The 14,163-nt window shown below is 47.1% G+C and carries 13 protein-coding genes; 8 read left to right on the forward strand and 5 right to left on the reverse strand.

Features of this window, described 5'->3' with window-relative positions:
* Nucleotides 1-6 precede the first annotated feature (6 nt).
* Nucleotides 7-630 (reverse strand): YigZ family protein, encoded by a 624-nt coding sequence (locus VEA_RS01900; RefSeq protein ID WP_012841254.1) that lies wholly within the window; start codon nucleotides 628-630, stop codon nucleotides 7-9.
* Nucleotides 631-891: 261 nt separating this feature from the next.
* Between VEA_RS01900 and fadB the strand changes: the two genes are divergently transcribed.
* From fadB to acuI, 3 genes are all read left to right on the forward strand, one after another.
* A complete protein-coding gene (gene fadB / locus VEA_RS01905; protein WP_005394137.1) occupies nucleotides 892-3,063 on the forward strand; it encodes a fatty acid oxidation complex subunit alpha FadB in 2,172 nt (723 codons plus the stop codon).
* A 14-nt stretch (nucleotides 3,064-3,077) separates the two neighbouring features.
* Nucleotides 3,078-4,253 carry an acetyl-CoA C-acyltransferase FadA gene (gene fadA / locus VEA_RS01910; protein WP_006743176.1) on the forward strand — a complete coding sequence of 392 codons (1,176 nt, stop codon included), beginning with the start codon at nucleotides 3,078-3,080 and terminating at the stop codon, nucleotides 4,251-4,253.
* A 281-nt stretch (nucleotides 4,254-4,534) separates the two neighbouring features.
* Nucleotides 4,535-5,515: an acrylyl-CoA reductase (NADPH) gene (gene acuI / locus VEA_RS01915; RefSeq protein WP_012841255.1), complete on the forward strand. Its 981-nt coding sequence runs from the start codon at nucleotides 4,535-4,537 to the stop codon at nucleotides 5,513-5,515.
* Nucleotides 5,516-5,566: 51 nt separating this feature from the next.
* On the opposite strand, the gene VEA_RS01920 is transcribed toward acuI, so the two are convergent.
* A complete protein-coding gene (locus VEA_RS01920; protein ID WP_006743178.1) occupies nucleotides 5,567-6,511 on the reverse strand; it encodes a LysR family transcriptional regulator in 945 nt (314 codons plus the stop codon).
* A gap of 166 nt (nucleotides 6,512-6,677) precedes the next feature.
* A complete protein-coding gene (locus tag VEA_RS01925; RefSeq protein ID WP_005394131.1) occupies nucleotides 6,678-6,860 on the reverse strand; it encodes a hypothetical protein in 183 nt (60 codons plus the stop codon).
* A gap of 133 nt (nucleotides 6,861-6,993) precedes the next feature.
* Here VEA_RS01925 and tusA point away from each other — a divergent pair, with 133 nt between their 5' ends.
* Nucleotides 6,994-7,242 (forward strand): sulfurtransferase TusA, encoded by a 249-nt coding sequence (tusA, locus tag VEA_RS01930; protein ID WP_005394130.1) that lies wholly within the window; start codon nucleotides 6,994-6,996, stop codon nucleotides 7,240-7,242.
* A 42-nt stretch (nucleotides 7,243-7,284) separates the two neighbouring features.
* On the opposite strand, the gene VEA_RS01935 is transcribed toward tusA, so the two are convergent.
* Together VEA_RS01935 and VEA_RS01940 are read right to left on the reverse strand one after the other, a co-directional pair.
* Nucleotides 7,285-7,545 (reverse strand): hypothetical protein, encoded by a 261-nt coding sequence (locus VEA_RS01935; RefSeq protein ID WP_031780377.1) that lies wholly within the window; start codon nucleotides 7,543-7,545, stop codon nucleotides 7,285-7,287.
* A gap of 206 nt (nucleotides 7,546-7,751) precedes the next feature.
* Entirely contained in the window at nucleotides 7,752-8,306 is a 555-nt protein-coding gene (locus tag VEA_RS01940) for a TMEM165/GDT1 family protein (RefSeq protein WP_012841256.1), read from the reverse strand.
* A 162-nt stretch (nucleotides 8,307-8,468) separates the two neighbouring features.
* On the opposite strand from VEA_RS01940, the gene VEA_RS24425 reads away from it, so the two are divergent.
* From VEA_RS24425 to VEA_RS01955, 4 genes are all read left to right on the forward strand, one after another.
* The gene (locus tag VEA_RS24425) at nucleotides 8,469-8,612 is read left to right on the forward strand and encodes a hypothetical protein (RefSeq protein ID WP_012841258.1); all 144 of its coding nucleotides are present in this window, start codon (nucleotides 8,469-8,471) and stop codon (nucleotides 8,610-8,612) included.
* A gap of 178 nt (nucleotides 8,613-8,790) precedes the next feature.
* Complete coding sequence (gene glyQ, locus VEA_RS01945; RefSeq protein ID WP_006743179.1) at nucleotides 8,791-9,708, forward strand: glycine--tRNA ligase subunit alpha; 918 nt, start codon at nucleotides 8,791-8,793, stop codon at nucleotides 9,706-9,708.
* A 12-nt stretch (nucleotides 9,709-9,720) separates the two neighbouring features.
* A complete protein-coding gene (glyS, locus tag VEA_RS01950; protein WP_006743180.1) occupies nucleotides 9,721-11,787 on the forward strand; it encodes a glycine--tRNA ligase subunit beta in 2,067 nt (688 codons plus the stop codon).
* Between the two features lie 216 nt (nucleotides 11,788-12,003).
* Entirely contained in the window at nucleotides 12,004-14,088 is a 2,085-nt protein-coding gene (locus tag VEA_RS01955; RefSeq protein WP_012841259.1) for an alpha-amylase, read from the forward strand.
* Nucleotides 14,089-14,163 lie beyond the last annotated feature (75 nt).

Below are 14,163 nucleotides of genomic sequence, written 5' to 3' on the forward strand. Positions count from 1 at the left end.
TTTTCATTATTGTCCGTCTAGCGGAGTGACAATTGCCTTTGCCCCGCTTTTATTGATGATTGCTTGGGTAAACGCGCTCACTTCTCGAAGCTCAATTTCCACCACTAATACGACCTGATCGCTGTATTCAGCCTCGACTTCTATCGCACCAAATTGCGGCATGATTGACTGTGCGATCGGCATAAACCCATAGTCTAACGTTAGTCTGAGCTTTGTGGTTATTTTTTTCTCAATAGTTTGAAGCAGCTTGAGCGCTTGTTGTACCCCACCCCCATACGCTTTAACCAAGCCGCCTGTACCTAACTTGATTCCACCAGAGTATCGCGTGACCACAGCCGTGATCTCCCCCACACCAGATCCAGACAGCTGAGCAAGGATCGGTTTGCCTGCAGTTCCGGATGGCTCCCCATCATCACTAAAGCCCCATTTCATTGAATCTTCCGGGTGGCCAGCAACAAAGCCCCAACAGTTATGTCTGGCATCAGCGTGTTTAGCTTTGATTTGATCAACAAATGCTTTTGCTGCTTCGATACTTGGCGTGTGTGCCAAATAAGTAATGAAGACGCTCTTTTTAATTTCTTCTTCAAATTGAGCGGGCTCTGCTGGAATCAGATAAGGCTTGTCATTCATAGGATTATGGATTCAGGTCTATTTGCCTGAAGTCTATCACGAGTGTGATTTACCCGTCGCATAAGATCTGCCACAGCGCACAATGTTAAACACTTGTTTAAAAAATGTATTGAAATTAGACAATCCACGATCCAAACTAACTTTACTGGTCAAACCAGAACAAAAATAAAACGACTTCCTCGATACCTATTTGCCGAGGTACACGGCGTCGTTGAAATAGGTATACAGACAATCCACGATTGTATGTCATGGAGATAGACAATGATTTACCAAGCCGAAACCCTACAGGTAAAGGAAATACAAGATGGTATTGCAGAGCTAAGCTTCTGCTCTCCAAAATCCGTCAACAAACTCGACCTAGCGACATTGGAATCGCTAGATAAAGCTCTTGATGCGCTCATTGCCCATCAAGGCCTCAAGGGGTTGTTGCTCACTTCAGATAAAGACGCATTCATTGTAGGCGCAGACATTACCGAGTTTTTAGGTCTGTTTGCTAAAACGGATGCCGAGCTCGACCAATGGCTGCAATTTGCTAATAGCATCTTTAACAAATTAGAAGACTTACCCGTTCCGACCATCTCAGTGATCAAAGGCCACGCTCTTGGTGGCGGTTGTGAATGTGTACTAGCAACAGACATGCGTATTGGTGACAAAACCACCAGCATCGGCCTACCAGAAACGAAACTGGGAATCATGCCAGGCTTTGGTGGTTGTGTACGCTTACCTCGCGTTATTGGCGCAGACAGCGCAATGGAAATCATCACCCAAGGTAAAGCATGCCGAGCTGATGAAGCATTGAAAATTGGCTTACTCGATGCTGTTGTAGAGACTGATGCTTTATACGAATCGGCACTACAAACGCTGAACTCTGCAATTAACGAGAAACTTGACTGGCAAGCACGCCGAGCACAGAAAACATCTCCGCTAACGCTGAGTAAGCTTGAATCAATGATGAGCTTCACCATGGCGAAGGGTCTGGTGGCACAAAAAGCAGGTCCTCATTACCCTGCCCCAATGACAGCCGTTATCACGATTGAAGAAGGTGCTCGCTTTGCACGTAATGAAGCGTTAGACATTGAACGTAAGCACTTCGTGAAATTGGCTAAATCGGAAGAAGCAAAATCACTGGTTGGCCTATTCCTTAATGATCAATACATCAAAGGCATTGCGAAAAAAGCAGCGAAGTCAGCAAGTAAAGACACGCAACGTGCAGCCGTATTAGGTGCAGGTATCATGGGTGGCGGCATTGCTTACCAATCAGCGCTAAAAGGTGTGCCAGTCTTGATGAAAGACATCGCACAAGCGTCGCTCGACCTAGGCATGACTGAAGCATCTAAGCTGCTGAATAAACGCTTATCTCGCGGTCGCATTGACGGCTTTAAGATGGCAGGTATTTTAGCGTCAATCACACCGAGCCTACATTACGCAGGTATTGAAAACTCTGATGTGATTGTTGAAGCTGTCGTTGAAAACCCGAAAGTAAAAGCAGCAGTTTTGAGTGAAGTTGAGTCCCATGTCGGTGACGACACCGTTATCACCTCAAACACCTCGACGATTCCTATCAACCTATTGGCAAAATCACTAAAACGCCCAGAAAACTTCTGTGGTATGCACTTCTTCAACCCAGTGCATCGTATGCCTCTTGTTGAGATCATCCGTGGTGAGCACACCTCTGATGAAACCATCAATCGTGTTGTGGCGTATGCTGCGAAAATGGGCAAATCACCAATTGTCGTTAATGACTGCCCGGGGTTCTTCGTTAACCGCGTATTGTTCCCATACTTTGGCGGCTTCAGCATGCTACTTCGTGATGGTGCTGACTTTACGAAAATCGACAAAGTCATGGAGCGTAAGTTTGGCTGGCCGATGGGACCGGCGTACTTGCTTGATGTAGTCGGCATTGATACCGCGCACCACGCACAAGCTGTGATGGCAGAGGGTTTCCCTGAGCGTATGGGTAAACAAGGTCGTGATGCGATTGATGCACTATTCGAAGCAGACAAATATGGTCAGAAAAATGGTAATGGCTTCTACAGCTACACCATAGATAAAAAAGGTAAGCCGAAGAAAACCTTCTCAGAAGCGATCTTACCAGTACTTGCCGACGTTTGTGCTGATAAGCATGACTTTGACGATGAGACCATCATTCAACGTATGATGATTCCAATGATCAACGAAGTTGTGCTGTGCCTTCAAGAAGGCATCATCGCTACTCCGCAGGAAGCAGACATGGCATTGGTTTATGGTCTTGGTTTCCCTCCATTCCGCGGTGGCGTATTCCGCTATCTAGACAGCGTGGGTATTGCTGAATACGTTGAAATGGCAAAACAACACGCCGAGCTAGGTGCGATGTACCAAGTACCGCAAATGCTGATTGATATGGCGGCGAAAGGAGAAAGCTTTTACGGTGCACAACAGCAAGGTTCTATCTAAGGAGGGATTCTAAAATGACTAATCAAACAAGAAATGTTGTCGTAGTCGATTGTCTACGTACTCCAATGGGTCGCTCTAAAGGTGGTGCTTTCCGTCATACACGAGCAGAAGATCTATCTGCGCGTCTAATGAAAGGCATTCTTGCACGTAACCCACAAGTGAACCCAAGCGAGATTGAAGACATCTACTGGGGCTGTGTACAGCAAACACTAGAGCAAGGCTTTAACGTTGCACGTAATGCCGCGCTACTCGCGGGCCTGCCGATTGAAATTGGCGCTGTGACGGTTAACCGTTTGTGTGGCTCATCCATGCAAGCGCTGCATGACGGTACACGTGCCATCATGACTGGCGATGCTGAAATCTGCCTAATTGGTGGTGTTGAACACATGGGACACGTACCAATGAACCACGGCGTGGACTTCCACCCAGGTATGTCAAAGAACGTAGCAAAAGCTGCGGGCATGATGGGCTTAACGGCTGAAATGCTTGGTAAATTACATGGCATTAGCCGTGAGCAACAAGACGAGTTTGCCGCGCGCTCTCACGCTCGTGCGCACGCAGCAACCGTAGAGGGTCGCTTTAAAAACGAAATCCTACCAATTGAAGGCCATGCGGCTGACGGTACACTGTTTACTCTCGACTATGATGAAGTGATTCGCCCTGAAACATCCGTTGAAGGTCTATCTCAACTTCGCCCAGTGTTCGACCCTGCAAACGGTACAGTAACAGCCGGTACTTCATCGGCGCTGTCCGATGGTGCATCAGCGATGTTGATCATGAGTGAAGAGAAAGCCAATGAGCTTGGCTTGAAGATTCGTGCACGTATTAAAGGCATGGCCATTGCGGGCTGCGATCCTTCTATTATGGGTTACGGTCCTGTACCGGCGACGAAAAAAGCGCTCAAGCGTGCCGGTCTTTCAATTGAAGACATGGATGTGGTTGAGCTAAACGAAGCATTTGCAGCGCAGTCTCTGCCGTGTGCTAAAGACTTAGGCCTGCTTGATGTGATGGATGAGAAGGTCAACCTTAACGGTGGTGCGATAGCATTGGGTCATCCACTAGGCTGTTCTGGTTCACGCATCTCAACAACGTTGATCAACCTAATGGAAGCGAAAGATGCGAAATATGGTCTAGCCACTATGTGTATCGGTTTGGGTCAGGGTATAGCGACCGTATTTGAGAGGCCTTAACGCTTGGGGTGAAGTAGGCTCAAAACGACGATGGTCGTAGTGATCTACTCAACAACCAGCATGAAATGAATAAATACTAAAATAATTTAGTATTACACTTAAGGGCGACATCAGATGTCGCCCTTTGTTTTACGCCAAACACAGTAAATATGCATACGAAGCATACATGAAATGAGTAACTTTCATTTTATTCATAGATAGAGAAGACATAGACTTATAGACAGTTAATATCTTGCTGTATGTGGCAACTGAGTCACGCTAACGCAATTTCGGAGAACCTTATGTTTAATGCTCTAGTTCTAAACCAAGAAGACAAACGCACTATCGCTAGTATCGAGCAAATCGATGAAACACAACTGCCGGAAGGCGACGTTCTGGTTGAGGTCGATTACTCATCGTTGAATTACAAAGATGGTTTGGCGATCACAGGTAAAGGTAAAATCATCCGTAACTTCCCGATGGTACCTGGCATTGATCTAGCAGGTACGGTTGTAAGTTCTGAAGATTCGCGTTATCAAGCTGGTGATAAAGTGGTCTTAACTGGCTGGGGCGTGGGTGAAAACCATTGGGGTGGCATGGCTCAACGTGCTCGTCTAAAAGCGGATTGGCTCGTGCCACTACCAAAAGGTCTAGACAGCAAGAAAGCAATGATGGTTGGTACTGCTGGCTTCACTGGTATGCTATGTGTTCAAGCACTGCTTGATGCAGGCATCAAACCTGAAGCTGGTGAAATCCTAGTAACGGGCGCAAGTGGCGGCGTAGGCTCGGTAGCCGTAACGCTCCTAGCACAGCTTGGCTACAAAGTTGCTGCAGTGACAGGTCGTGTAGAGACAAACGGCCCGCTACTTGAAAAACTAGGTGCTAGCCGCATCATCGACCGCACTGAATTTGAAGAACCAGCACGTCCACTTGAAAAGCAAGTATGGGCAGGTGCGGTAGATACCGTCGGCAGCAAAGTACTAGCAAAAGTATTGGCGCAAATGGATTACAACAGTGCGGTCGCCGCTTGTGGTCTTGCAGGTGGTTTTGAACTACCAACTACAGTGATGCCGTTCATCCTACGTAACGTTCGTCTACAAGGTGTGGACTCAGTAATGTGTCCAACAGAGAAACGCATCGCAGCATGGGAAAAACTGGTTGAACTACTACCAGACAGCTATTTCGAGCAAGCGTGTACTGAAGTAGAACTAGCAGAAGCACCAAAATACGCAGAAGACATCACCAACGGTCAAGTAACGGGTCGTGTGGTTATCAAGCTATAAACACTGACTCAGCGTAAACAGACGAAGAGCCGGCATTGCTGGCTCTTTTTGTTAGCAGTTTAGTCCCATATCTTCGATACGCTTAGCTATTAGACGGCTACATTCTTCACGCACAATCGTTCTTAACCATTCTTGAGCAGGAGAATGCTCGCAACGCACATGCCAAATCATCGAGTATTCAAATGGAGTAAATTGGAATGGTAATGGTTTCACCACCAAGTCATAACGCTCGGCAACCAGATACGCCAAGTCCGCTGGCACTGTGATGATAATTGGCAAGGTATCCATGATCGCCAATGCGGCTTCTAAATGATAAGCCCGCAGAACCATTTTACGCTTAGGTTTCTCCATCAAAGCTTGTTCGATCAGTGCCTTAACACCATCACTGATGGCGATCATGGCATGTGGATGACTCAGATAATCATCCAAGCTCATTTCTTTATCCGCTAATGGATGCTGTTTTGAAAGCATACACAGCACCCCCACTCGCCCCAACACTTCACTGCGTAGCGGCTCCACCGGACCTGTCGGGCGACAAATCGCTAAGTCTGCACCTTCATAAGTGAGCTGATCTGATAAACGGTCGTGTTGCAGTGGTAAGAAGTTAAAAGACACGTTTGGCGCTTCTTGGTAAATTCTCGGCAAAGCAAACGGCAGAATGGTTTGCATGGCATAGTCGGTGGTCACGATGTTGAAAGTCTGTACGCATTGCAATGGGTCAAACTCAACCGGAGATAACAACTGACGTAAAGACTCTAATGGCTCGCCTAATGAGCGATCGATCTCTAACGCTTTCTGAGTTGGGATCAAATGCTGCCCCTGACGAGTAAACAGCGGGTCTCCCAATAAGTCACGCAGACGACCAAGCACACGACTCATTGCCGATTGACTCAAATTCAGACGTGTTGCCGCCTTACTGACACTGTTTTCTTCTATCAGTACTCGCAACGCAACCAGTAAATTTAAATCTCGGCGATAGATGTCTTCCAGTTCCACGAGTTAGCCACTTATTTTGTATGTGTTTGGGTAAATTGTACTCTTCAGGCAAAAAAAATCCCGCCTTTCAGCGGGGAAGCCCAAGAAAAATGGGGATAGTGTCGGAATGAAGTGTCGGTAAAAATAGGTGAGCGTTATTAAAGTATTCTGATCGAAGCAAAAAGCGCTAATTTTCTTGCTCAGATGCACCTGACCATTTGCGCATCTCGATCCAAATCCCAATAATAGTGGCAACCATGCCTACAAGAGGCATCAAAGAGGTGTCAGCTGGCGTTCTGAGTACCAAAGCACAAAACGAGATAAAACAAAGTACGGAGTAAATCGTAAGTCTGTCTAACGCTGTTAACATTGCCTCTCCCTTGCCAGTTGTTACCAAATTGTTAATTTAAGGTAAAACAAAAAATTCCGTTTGCCAAGTGGTTATTGAATATTTTTTCAACGAACGTAGAATTCACCGCTAAGTTAGTTACGAGAATCACACTATGAGCTTTAATCCTGAACTGGCAACAAAGACATTAGAGGCGGAAGGACTGCGCTGCCCAGAGCCAGTGATGATGGTCAGGAAGACAATTCGCAACATGCAAGATGGTGAGATTTTGCTGGTCAAAGCAGATGACCCATCCACGACTCGAGACATTCCGAGTTTCTGCCGTTTTATGGATCACCAATTAATTGCAGCACAAACGGAGCAAGTTCCGTATCAGTACCTGATCAAGAAAGGATTGGAGTAATCTGGTCGAATTAAAAACGGCAGCCGATTGGCTGCCGTTTGTTTATTCATCGTATTCGAGTGTGCGAACTTCTGATTGGAGCTTGTTGAGTTGTTTTTTCATTGCCCGCATCTCTTCATGCATAGGAATGATGTGGGCTACGCGAATCCACGCCTCTACTGTTAATCCAGTAAGAACGAACGATCCTGCCACAATCGGCAACCACATATCAGTCAGTACCATCGCTAACAAGCACAGCGCCAAACCAAAGGTGAATAAATAACTCTGACTCTTTGGGGTCATCCCCATGTAACGTGTAAGCATAAACTTGCCCTCTCGCTATCATTCACACCATTAAACTACCATGACAAGTATGACACTAATATGTCATCCGTCACGCTACGGAGCGATTTTAAGTCAGAGTTTGAGCTACGCCACTAATTCGCTAGTTATTGATTATTTGCATCATTTTAACGATTGTTCGCGGATAACATTTTCCATTTTCAGGCTGCGTTATCCGCCTAAAAACATTAAAAGAAGGCCGCACCAATCGCCAACAACACGAACAAAATAGCGGTGACTTTACGAATCAACCCCAGGGGCATCTTGTCTGCTGAAAGCTTACCAATTAACACCACAGGCACGTTAGCCAACAACATACCAATGGTCGTGCCAAGTATGACCCAACTCAGCGCATCCGCGTATTGCGCGCCTAGGATAGAAGTGGCGATCTGAGTTTTATCACCAATCTCAGCCACAAAGAAAGCAATAAAGCTGGCAATGAAAGGACCTCGGTTTGAAATCTGTTCGTCATCATCCAACTTATCAGGAATCAACACCCAAGCCGCCATCGCGACAAAACTGACCACCAGCACCCACTTTAAAATATCAGGTGATAAATAGTCAGCGACAACCACACCTAACCATGCAGCCAAAGCGTGGTTGGCAATGGTTGCCAAAAAGATTGCTGCAATAATTGGTATTGGTTTGCGGTAACGACTTGCGAGTAATAGAGATAGCAATTGGGTCTTATCGCCAATTTCTGCTAACGCTACAGTAGTAATTGAAATAGCTAAAACGCTCACGACATGCTCATTGGGGCAGGGATTATTATTTTTAACCGAAGACAAACCTCACGCCCCTACCCCGGTTCGTGATGATTTGTCTAAGGTCTTGCTAAACTTGAAAGGCTTCAAGTCTCGAACGCCATGGTGATTTTGCACCAATTATGTTGACGGACGAACCAGATGAAACAGAAACTTCATCAGGTAAGCTACTCCCCAAAGACAGGCGCAATTCTAGCCACCTTTGTTGCGCTTCTCAAGAGCCAAAGCAGGCAAAAACTCCCTTTTAAGAAAAATACAGCAGATAACGCGGTAAAAATTCATTAAAGGAGAAAATCGCCCACGAATTAATCAAGATTAGCTCTACTCCCATGCTCAATATCTGGTTATACTAGATTGTTAATTTATTCAACCGTAATTACTCTTTATCGCCGTTGTTAGAGTTGAAAAACTCGGCATAGATGACGAATTAACGAGTAACAAGAGAATCGCGCGAACCTGACTTATGCAAAAATACGATATCAAAACCTTCCAGGGAATGATCCTCGCGCTGCAGGATTATTGGGCTCAAAATGGTTGTACCATTGTTCAACCGCTAGATATGGAAGTGGGTGCGGGTACCTCTCACCCAATGACCTGTCTACGAGCGCTTGGCCCAGAGCCAATGTCGACAGCTTACGTACAACCTTCACGTCGTCCTACTGATGGCCGTTACGGTGAAAACCCTAACCGTCTTCAGCACTACTACCAATTCCAAGTAGCGCTAAAACCATCGCCTGACAATATTCAAGAGTTGTACCTTGGCTCCCTTGAAGTTCTTGGTATTGACCCTCTTGTACACGACATCCGTTTCGTAGAAGACAACTGGGAAAACCCAACACTAGGCGCATGGGGTCTAGGCTGGGAAGTTTGGCTAAACGGCATGGAAGTGACTCAGTTTACTTACTTCCAACAAGTTGGCGGCCTTGAGTGTAAACCAGTCACTGGTGAGATCACTTACGGTATCGAACGTCTAGCAATGTACATCCAAGAAGTAGACTCGGTTTACGACCTAACTTGGAACATCGCGCCAGACGGCAGCAAAGTGACTTACGGTGATATCTTCCACCAAAACGAAGTAGAGCAATCGACTTACAACTTCGAGCACGCAGACGTTGAATTCCTATTTGGTTTCTTCGAGCAGTGTGAGAAAGAGTGTAAAGAGTTGCTTGAGCTTGAAAAGCCGCTGCCATTACCTGCTTACGAGCGCATCCTAAAAGCAGGTCACGCATTCAACCTACTAGACGCGCGTAAAGCGATCTCAGTAACTGAGCGTCAGCGTTACATCCTGCGCATTCGCGATCTGACTAAGTCAGTAGCAGAAGCATACTACGCATCGCGTGAAGCTCTTGGCTTCCCAATGTGTAAGAAAGAACAAGCGTAAGGGGTAGAGAACATGGCAAAAGAATTTCTAATCGAGCTAGGTACAGAAGAGCTACCACCAACGCAACTTCGTACGCTAGCTGAAGCATTCGCAGCAAACTTCGAAGCAGAACTAAAAAGCGCTGAGCTTGCTCACGAAGGCGTGAAATGGTTTGCGGCTCCTCGTCGTCTTGCACTTAAAGTCGCGGCACTAGCAGAAAGCCAATCAGACAAAATCGTTGAAAAACGTGGCCCTGCGGTTTCTGCAGCGTTTGACGCGGAAGGCAACCCAACCAAAGCGGCTCAAGGCTGGGCACGCGGTTGTGGTATTTCTGTTGACCAAGCAGAGCGCATGGTTACAGATAAAGGTGAATGGCTACTGTTCAAACAAGAAGTGAAAGGTCAGCCAACGTCTGAGATCGTTGTTGAACTTGCAGCGAAAGCACTAGCAAACCTACCTATCGCAAAACCAATGCGCTGGGGTAACAAAACAACTCAGTTCATCCGTCCAGTTAAGACGCTAACCATGCTGATGGGCAGCGACCTAATCGAAGGCGAGATCCTTGGTGTCGCTTCTGACCGCACTATCCGTGGTCACCGCTTCATGGGTGAACAAGAGTTCACTATCGATTCTGCTGAGCAATACCCTGCGATCCTAGAAGAGCGCGGTAAAGTAATGGCAGATTACGAAGCGCGTAAAGCAATCATCCTAGCTGACGCACAAAAAGCGGCAGCAGCGGTTGGCGGTATCGCTGACCTAGAAGATGACCTAGTAGAAGAAGTCACGTCTCTGGTTGAATGGCCAGTAGTACTTACAGCGAAGTTCGAAGAAGAGTTCCTAAAAGTGCCTTCTGAAGCGTTGGTTTACACCATGAAAGGTGACCAGAAGTACTTCCCTGTTTATGACGAAAACAAGAAACTACTACCTAACTTCATCTTCGTATCGAACATCGAATCAAAAGAACCTCGTTACGTAATCGAAGGTAACGAGAAAGTGGTTCGTCCTCGTCTTGCTGACGCAGAGTTCTTCTTCAACACAGACCGTAAGCGTCCGCTTATCGACCGTCTGCCTGAACTAGAGCAAGCGATCTTCCAAAAGCAACTGGGTACGATCAAAGACAAAACAGACCGCATCACAGAACTTGCTGGCTACATTGCAGAGCAAATCGGTGCTGACGTTGAGAAATCAAAGCGTGCTGGTCTACTAGCAAAATGTGATCTAATGACCTCAATGGTATTCGAATTCACGGATACTCAAGGTGTTATGGGTATGCACTACGCTCGCCACGACGGTGAAGCAGAAGAAGTTGCAGTAGCACTGAATGAGCAATACATGCCTCGTTTCGCAGGTGATGAACTGCCATCAAACGGCGTTTCAACAGCAGTTGCAATGGCAGACAAGCTAGACACTATCGTAGGTATCTTCGGTATTGGTCAAGCGCCTAAAGGCAGCGATCCATTCGCACTACGCCGCGCATCTCTAGGTGTACTACGTATCATCGTTGAATACGGCTACAACCTAGATCTTGTTGACCTAGTAGCGAAAGCGAAGTCACTGTTTGTCGACCGCCTAACCAACGACAACGTTGAACAAGACGTTATCGAGTTCATGCTTGGTCGTTTCCGTGCTTGGTACCAAGACGAAGGCTTCAGCGTAGACATCATTCAAGCAGTTCTAGCGCGTCGCCCGACGAAACCAGCAGACTTCGACCAACGAGTTAAAGCGGTTTCTCACTTCCGTGAACTAGAAGCAGCAGAGTCTCTAGCAGCAGCGAACAAACGTGTAGGTAACATCCTAGCGAAATTCGACGGCGAATTAGCAGCAGACATCGACCTAGCACTTCTACAAGAAGACGCAGAGAAAGCACTAGCAGAAAGCGTTGAAGTAATGACGGAAGCACTAGAGCCTGCATTTGCGACCGGTAACTACCAAGAAGCCCTAAGCAAGCTAGCAGATCTACGTGAGCCAGTGGATGCGTTCTTCGATAACGTAATGGTAATGGCAGACGACGAAGCACTTAAGAAGAACCGTCTGACATTGCTGAACAACCTGCGTAACCTGTTCTTACAGGTCGCAGATATCTCTGTCCTTCAAAAGTAATTCATTACTCTTCGAAGTGATTAAGAAATAAGTAAAGGGAAGCGTCGGCTTCCCTTTTTTGTTGTCTTTAAACGGAGATAATCGGTTCTTATTATTCATTTTGTGAACAAGGCAAAAATTTGTAGGGTGAGACGCGTTGAACTTGTTGGTGCAGAGCTCGGATTGTAGAGGCACAGTTTTGCTATAACTGGGTTGTTTATTCGGGGGAAGGACACAATGAAAAAAACAATTCTCGCACTCTCTATTGGACTACTGAGCGCCTGCAGCCAGATTCCAGAAAATGCTATCGTACTGAGCGTCGGAGACGATACAGCCGTCTTCGAAGCAAACTCTAACGGCTTACTTGTCGCCGAGCAAAAACTCGAAAAAGGCAGCTACACCTTTACCATTGCCGACAGCAACCAAACCTGCGGCAGCAGCTTTGCTCTAGCAGAAGAAGATCGCATCAAATTCAATCGTCCATTAAAAATGGATAATTGCGCCACAGATGCCCAAATGCCGCTGCGCATCTTCAAAGCCAACACCTATCAGTTTACGCTCAACCCAACCACTAACGAGCTAACTGTTAGGCTCAAACCCAAACAGAACCAAGACATCACCTACTCTTGCCCTGTCGCAACTGACGCGCCAAAAACCATCAACGTTGAGCAAACCTTTAATGATGGCACTGTCGTTCGCGATGCCTTAACCGGACAACAAGCTACAGTCGCCAATGGCAGCGTAACCATGCAGCCGGGCCCAATGAGCCAAGGTCTGTTGTTACTAGAAGAGGTTGAGCAACAAGCAGAAAAACCTTTCAGTTGGGACAACGCGACGGTGTACTTCGTCATGACTGACCGCTTCTATAACGGCAACCCAGACAACGACAACAGCTACGGTCGCAGCAAAGACGGGAAATACGAGATTGGTACCTTCCATGGTGGTGACTTAGCGGGTCTGACGAAAAAACTCGATTACATCGAATCGCTTGGTGTGAATGCTATCTGGATAACCTCACCACTGGAACAAATCCATGGCTGGGTTGGCGGCGGTGACAAAGGTGACTTTAAACACTACGGCTACCACGGCTACTACCATCAAGATTGGACCAAGCTTGATGCCAACATGGGTTCCGAAGATGAACTCAGAACCTTCGTCGATACTGCCCACAAGAAAGGCATCCGCGTGATTTGGGATGTGGTCATGAACCACACTGGCTACGCAACATTAGCAGACATGCAGGAATTCGGATTTGGTCAGCTTTACCTTGATGACCAAGAAGCCAAAGAAGTCCTTGGTGAAAAATGGACCGACTGGCAGCCAAAATCAGGACAAAGCTGGCACAGCTTCAACGACTACATCAAATACAGTGATAGCGAAGCGTGGGATAAATGGTGGGGCAAAGGTTGGATCCGCACCGACATTGGTGACTATGATGCACCAGGCTACAACGACATCACCATGTCTTTGAACTACCTACCGGATCTCAAAACCGAATCGACTCAGAAAACCGGATTACCAAACTTCTTCCGCAATAAAGACACCAATGCGCAAGATGAGCTGCAAACCCCACGTGAACACCTGATTACCTGGTTATCCGATTGGGTGCGCGACTACGGCATTGATGGCTTCCGCGTCGACACGGCCAAACACGTTGAAATGGAAGCGTGGGCAGAGTTGAAAGCCAGCACCACCCAAGCGCTTGCCCAGTGGAAGCAAAACAACCCAGACAAAGCCTTGGATGATTTACCTTTCTGGATGACAGGTGAAGTGTGGGCACACAGCGTGGTGAAGAGCCCGTATTTCGATAACGGCTTCGATTCCATCATCAACTTCGAGTTCCAATCTGACGTAGCACCAAAAGCGCTGAAATGCTTCGCTCAACTCGATAGCGATTATCGCCGCTACGCGGAACGTATTAACTCCGATCCTGAGTTCAACGTGTTGAGTTACCTGTCTTCGCACGATACTCAACTGTTTTGGTCAGCGCGCAGCCGCAGCTTCGATGACCAAGCACGTGCCGCAAATGCACTGATGCTGGCTCCGGGTGCAGTGCAAATCTACTACGGCGATGAGATTGCTCGTGACTTTGGCGTGACTGGCTCCGATCCTACTCAAGGTACTCGCTCTGATATGCCATGGGATAAGATTCATGGCGAACGTGAAGACTTGCTGCAACATTGGCAAAAACTCGGCGAGTTCCGTCAACGCCACCCAGCGGTTGCGCAAGGCAAACATATCACTCGCAATCAAGAAGGGTATTACGCATTCGAACGCCAATACCACGACGACAAAGTGCTGATCGTCTACACTGGCGAATAGCCGATTCACTCCACCAGCAAGGGAAGCATTTCGCTTCCCTTTTCTGTTCACTGCTCATATCCCCATCATCTGGTC

It is taken from the genome of Vibrio antiquarius, from assembly GCF_000024825.1.
Taxonomy (GTDB): Bacteria; Pseudomonadota; Gammaproteobacteria; order Enterobacterales; family Vibrionaceae; genus Vibrio; species Vibrio diabolicus.

Excerpts from the sequence above, each read along its gene's own strand:
- glyQ (WP_006743179.1), top strand. The coding sequence starts at position 8,791 with ATGCAAAAATACGATATCAAAACCTTCCAGGGAATGATCCTCGCGCTG.
- fadB (WP_005394137.1), top strand. The coding sequence starts at position 892 with ATGATTTACCAAGCCGAAACCCTACAGGTAAAGGAAATACAAGATGGT.
- fadA (WP_006743176.1), top strand. The coding sequence starts at position 3,078 with ATGACTAATCAAACAAGAAATGTTGTCGTAGTCGATTGTCTACGTACT.
- VEA_RS01900 (WP_012841254.1), bottom strand. The coding sequence starts at position 630 with ATGAATGACAAGCCTTATCTGATTCCAGCAGAGCCCGCTCAATTTGAA.
- VEA_RS01935 (WP_031780377.1), bottom strand. The coding sequence starts at position 7,545 with ATGCTTACACGTTACATGGGGATGACCCCAAAGAGTCAGAGTTATTTA.
- VEA_RS01925 (WP_005394131.1), bottom strand. The coding sequence starts at position 6,860 with ATGTTAACAGCGTTAGACAGACTTACGATTTACTCCGTACTTTGTTTT.
- glyS (WP_006743180.1), top strand. The coding sequence starts at position 9,721 with ATGGCAAAAGAATTTCTAATCGAGCTAGGTACAGAAGAGCTACCACCA.
- acuI (WP_012841255.1), top strand. The coding sequence starts at position 4,535 with ATGTTTAATGCTCTAGTTCTAAACCAAGAAGACAAACGCACTATCGCT.
- tusA (WP_005394130.1), top strand. The coding sequence starts at position 6,994 with ATGAGCTTTAATCCTGAACTGGCAACAAAGACATTAGAGGCGGAAGGA.
- VEA_RS24425 (WP_012841258.1), top strand. The coding sequence starts at position 8,469 with ATGAAACAGAAACTTCATCAGGTAAGCTACTCCCCAAAGACAGGCGCA.
- VEA_RS01955 (WP_012841259.1), top strand. The coding sequence starts at position 12,004 with ATGAAAAAAACAATTCTCGCACTCTCTATTGGACTACTGAGCGCCTGC.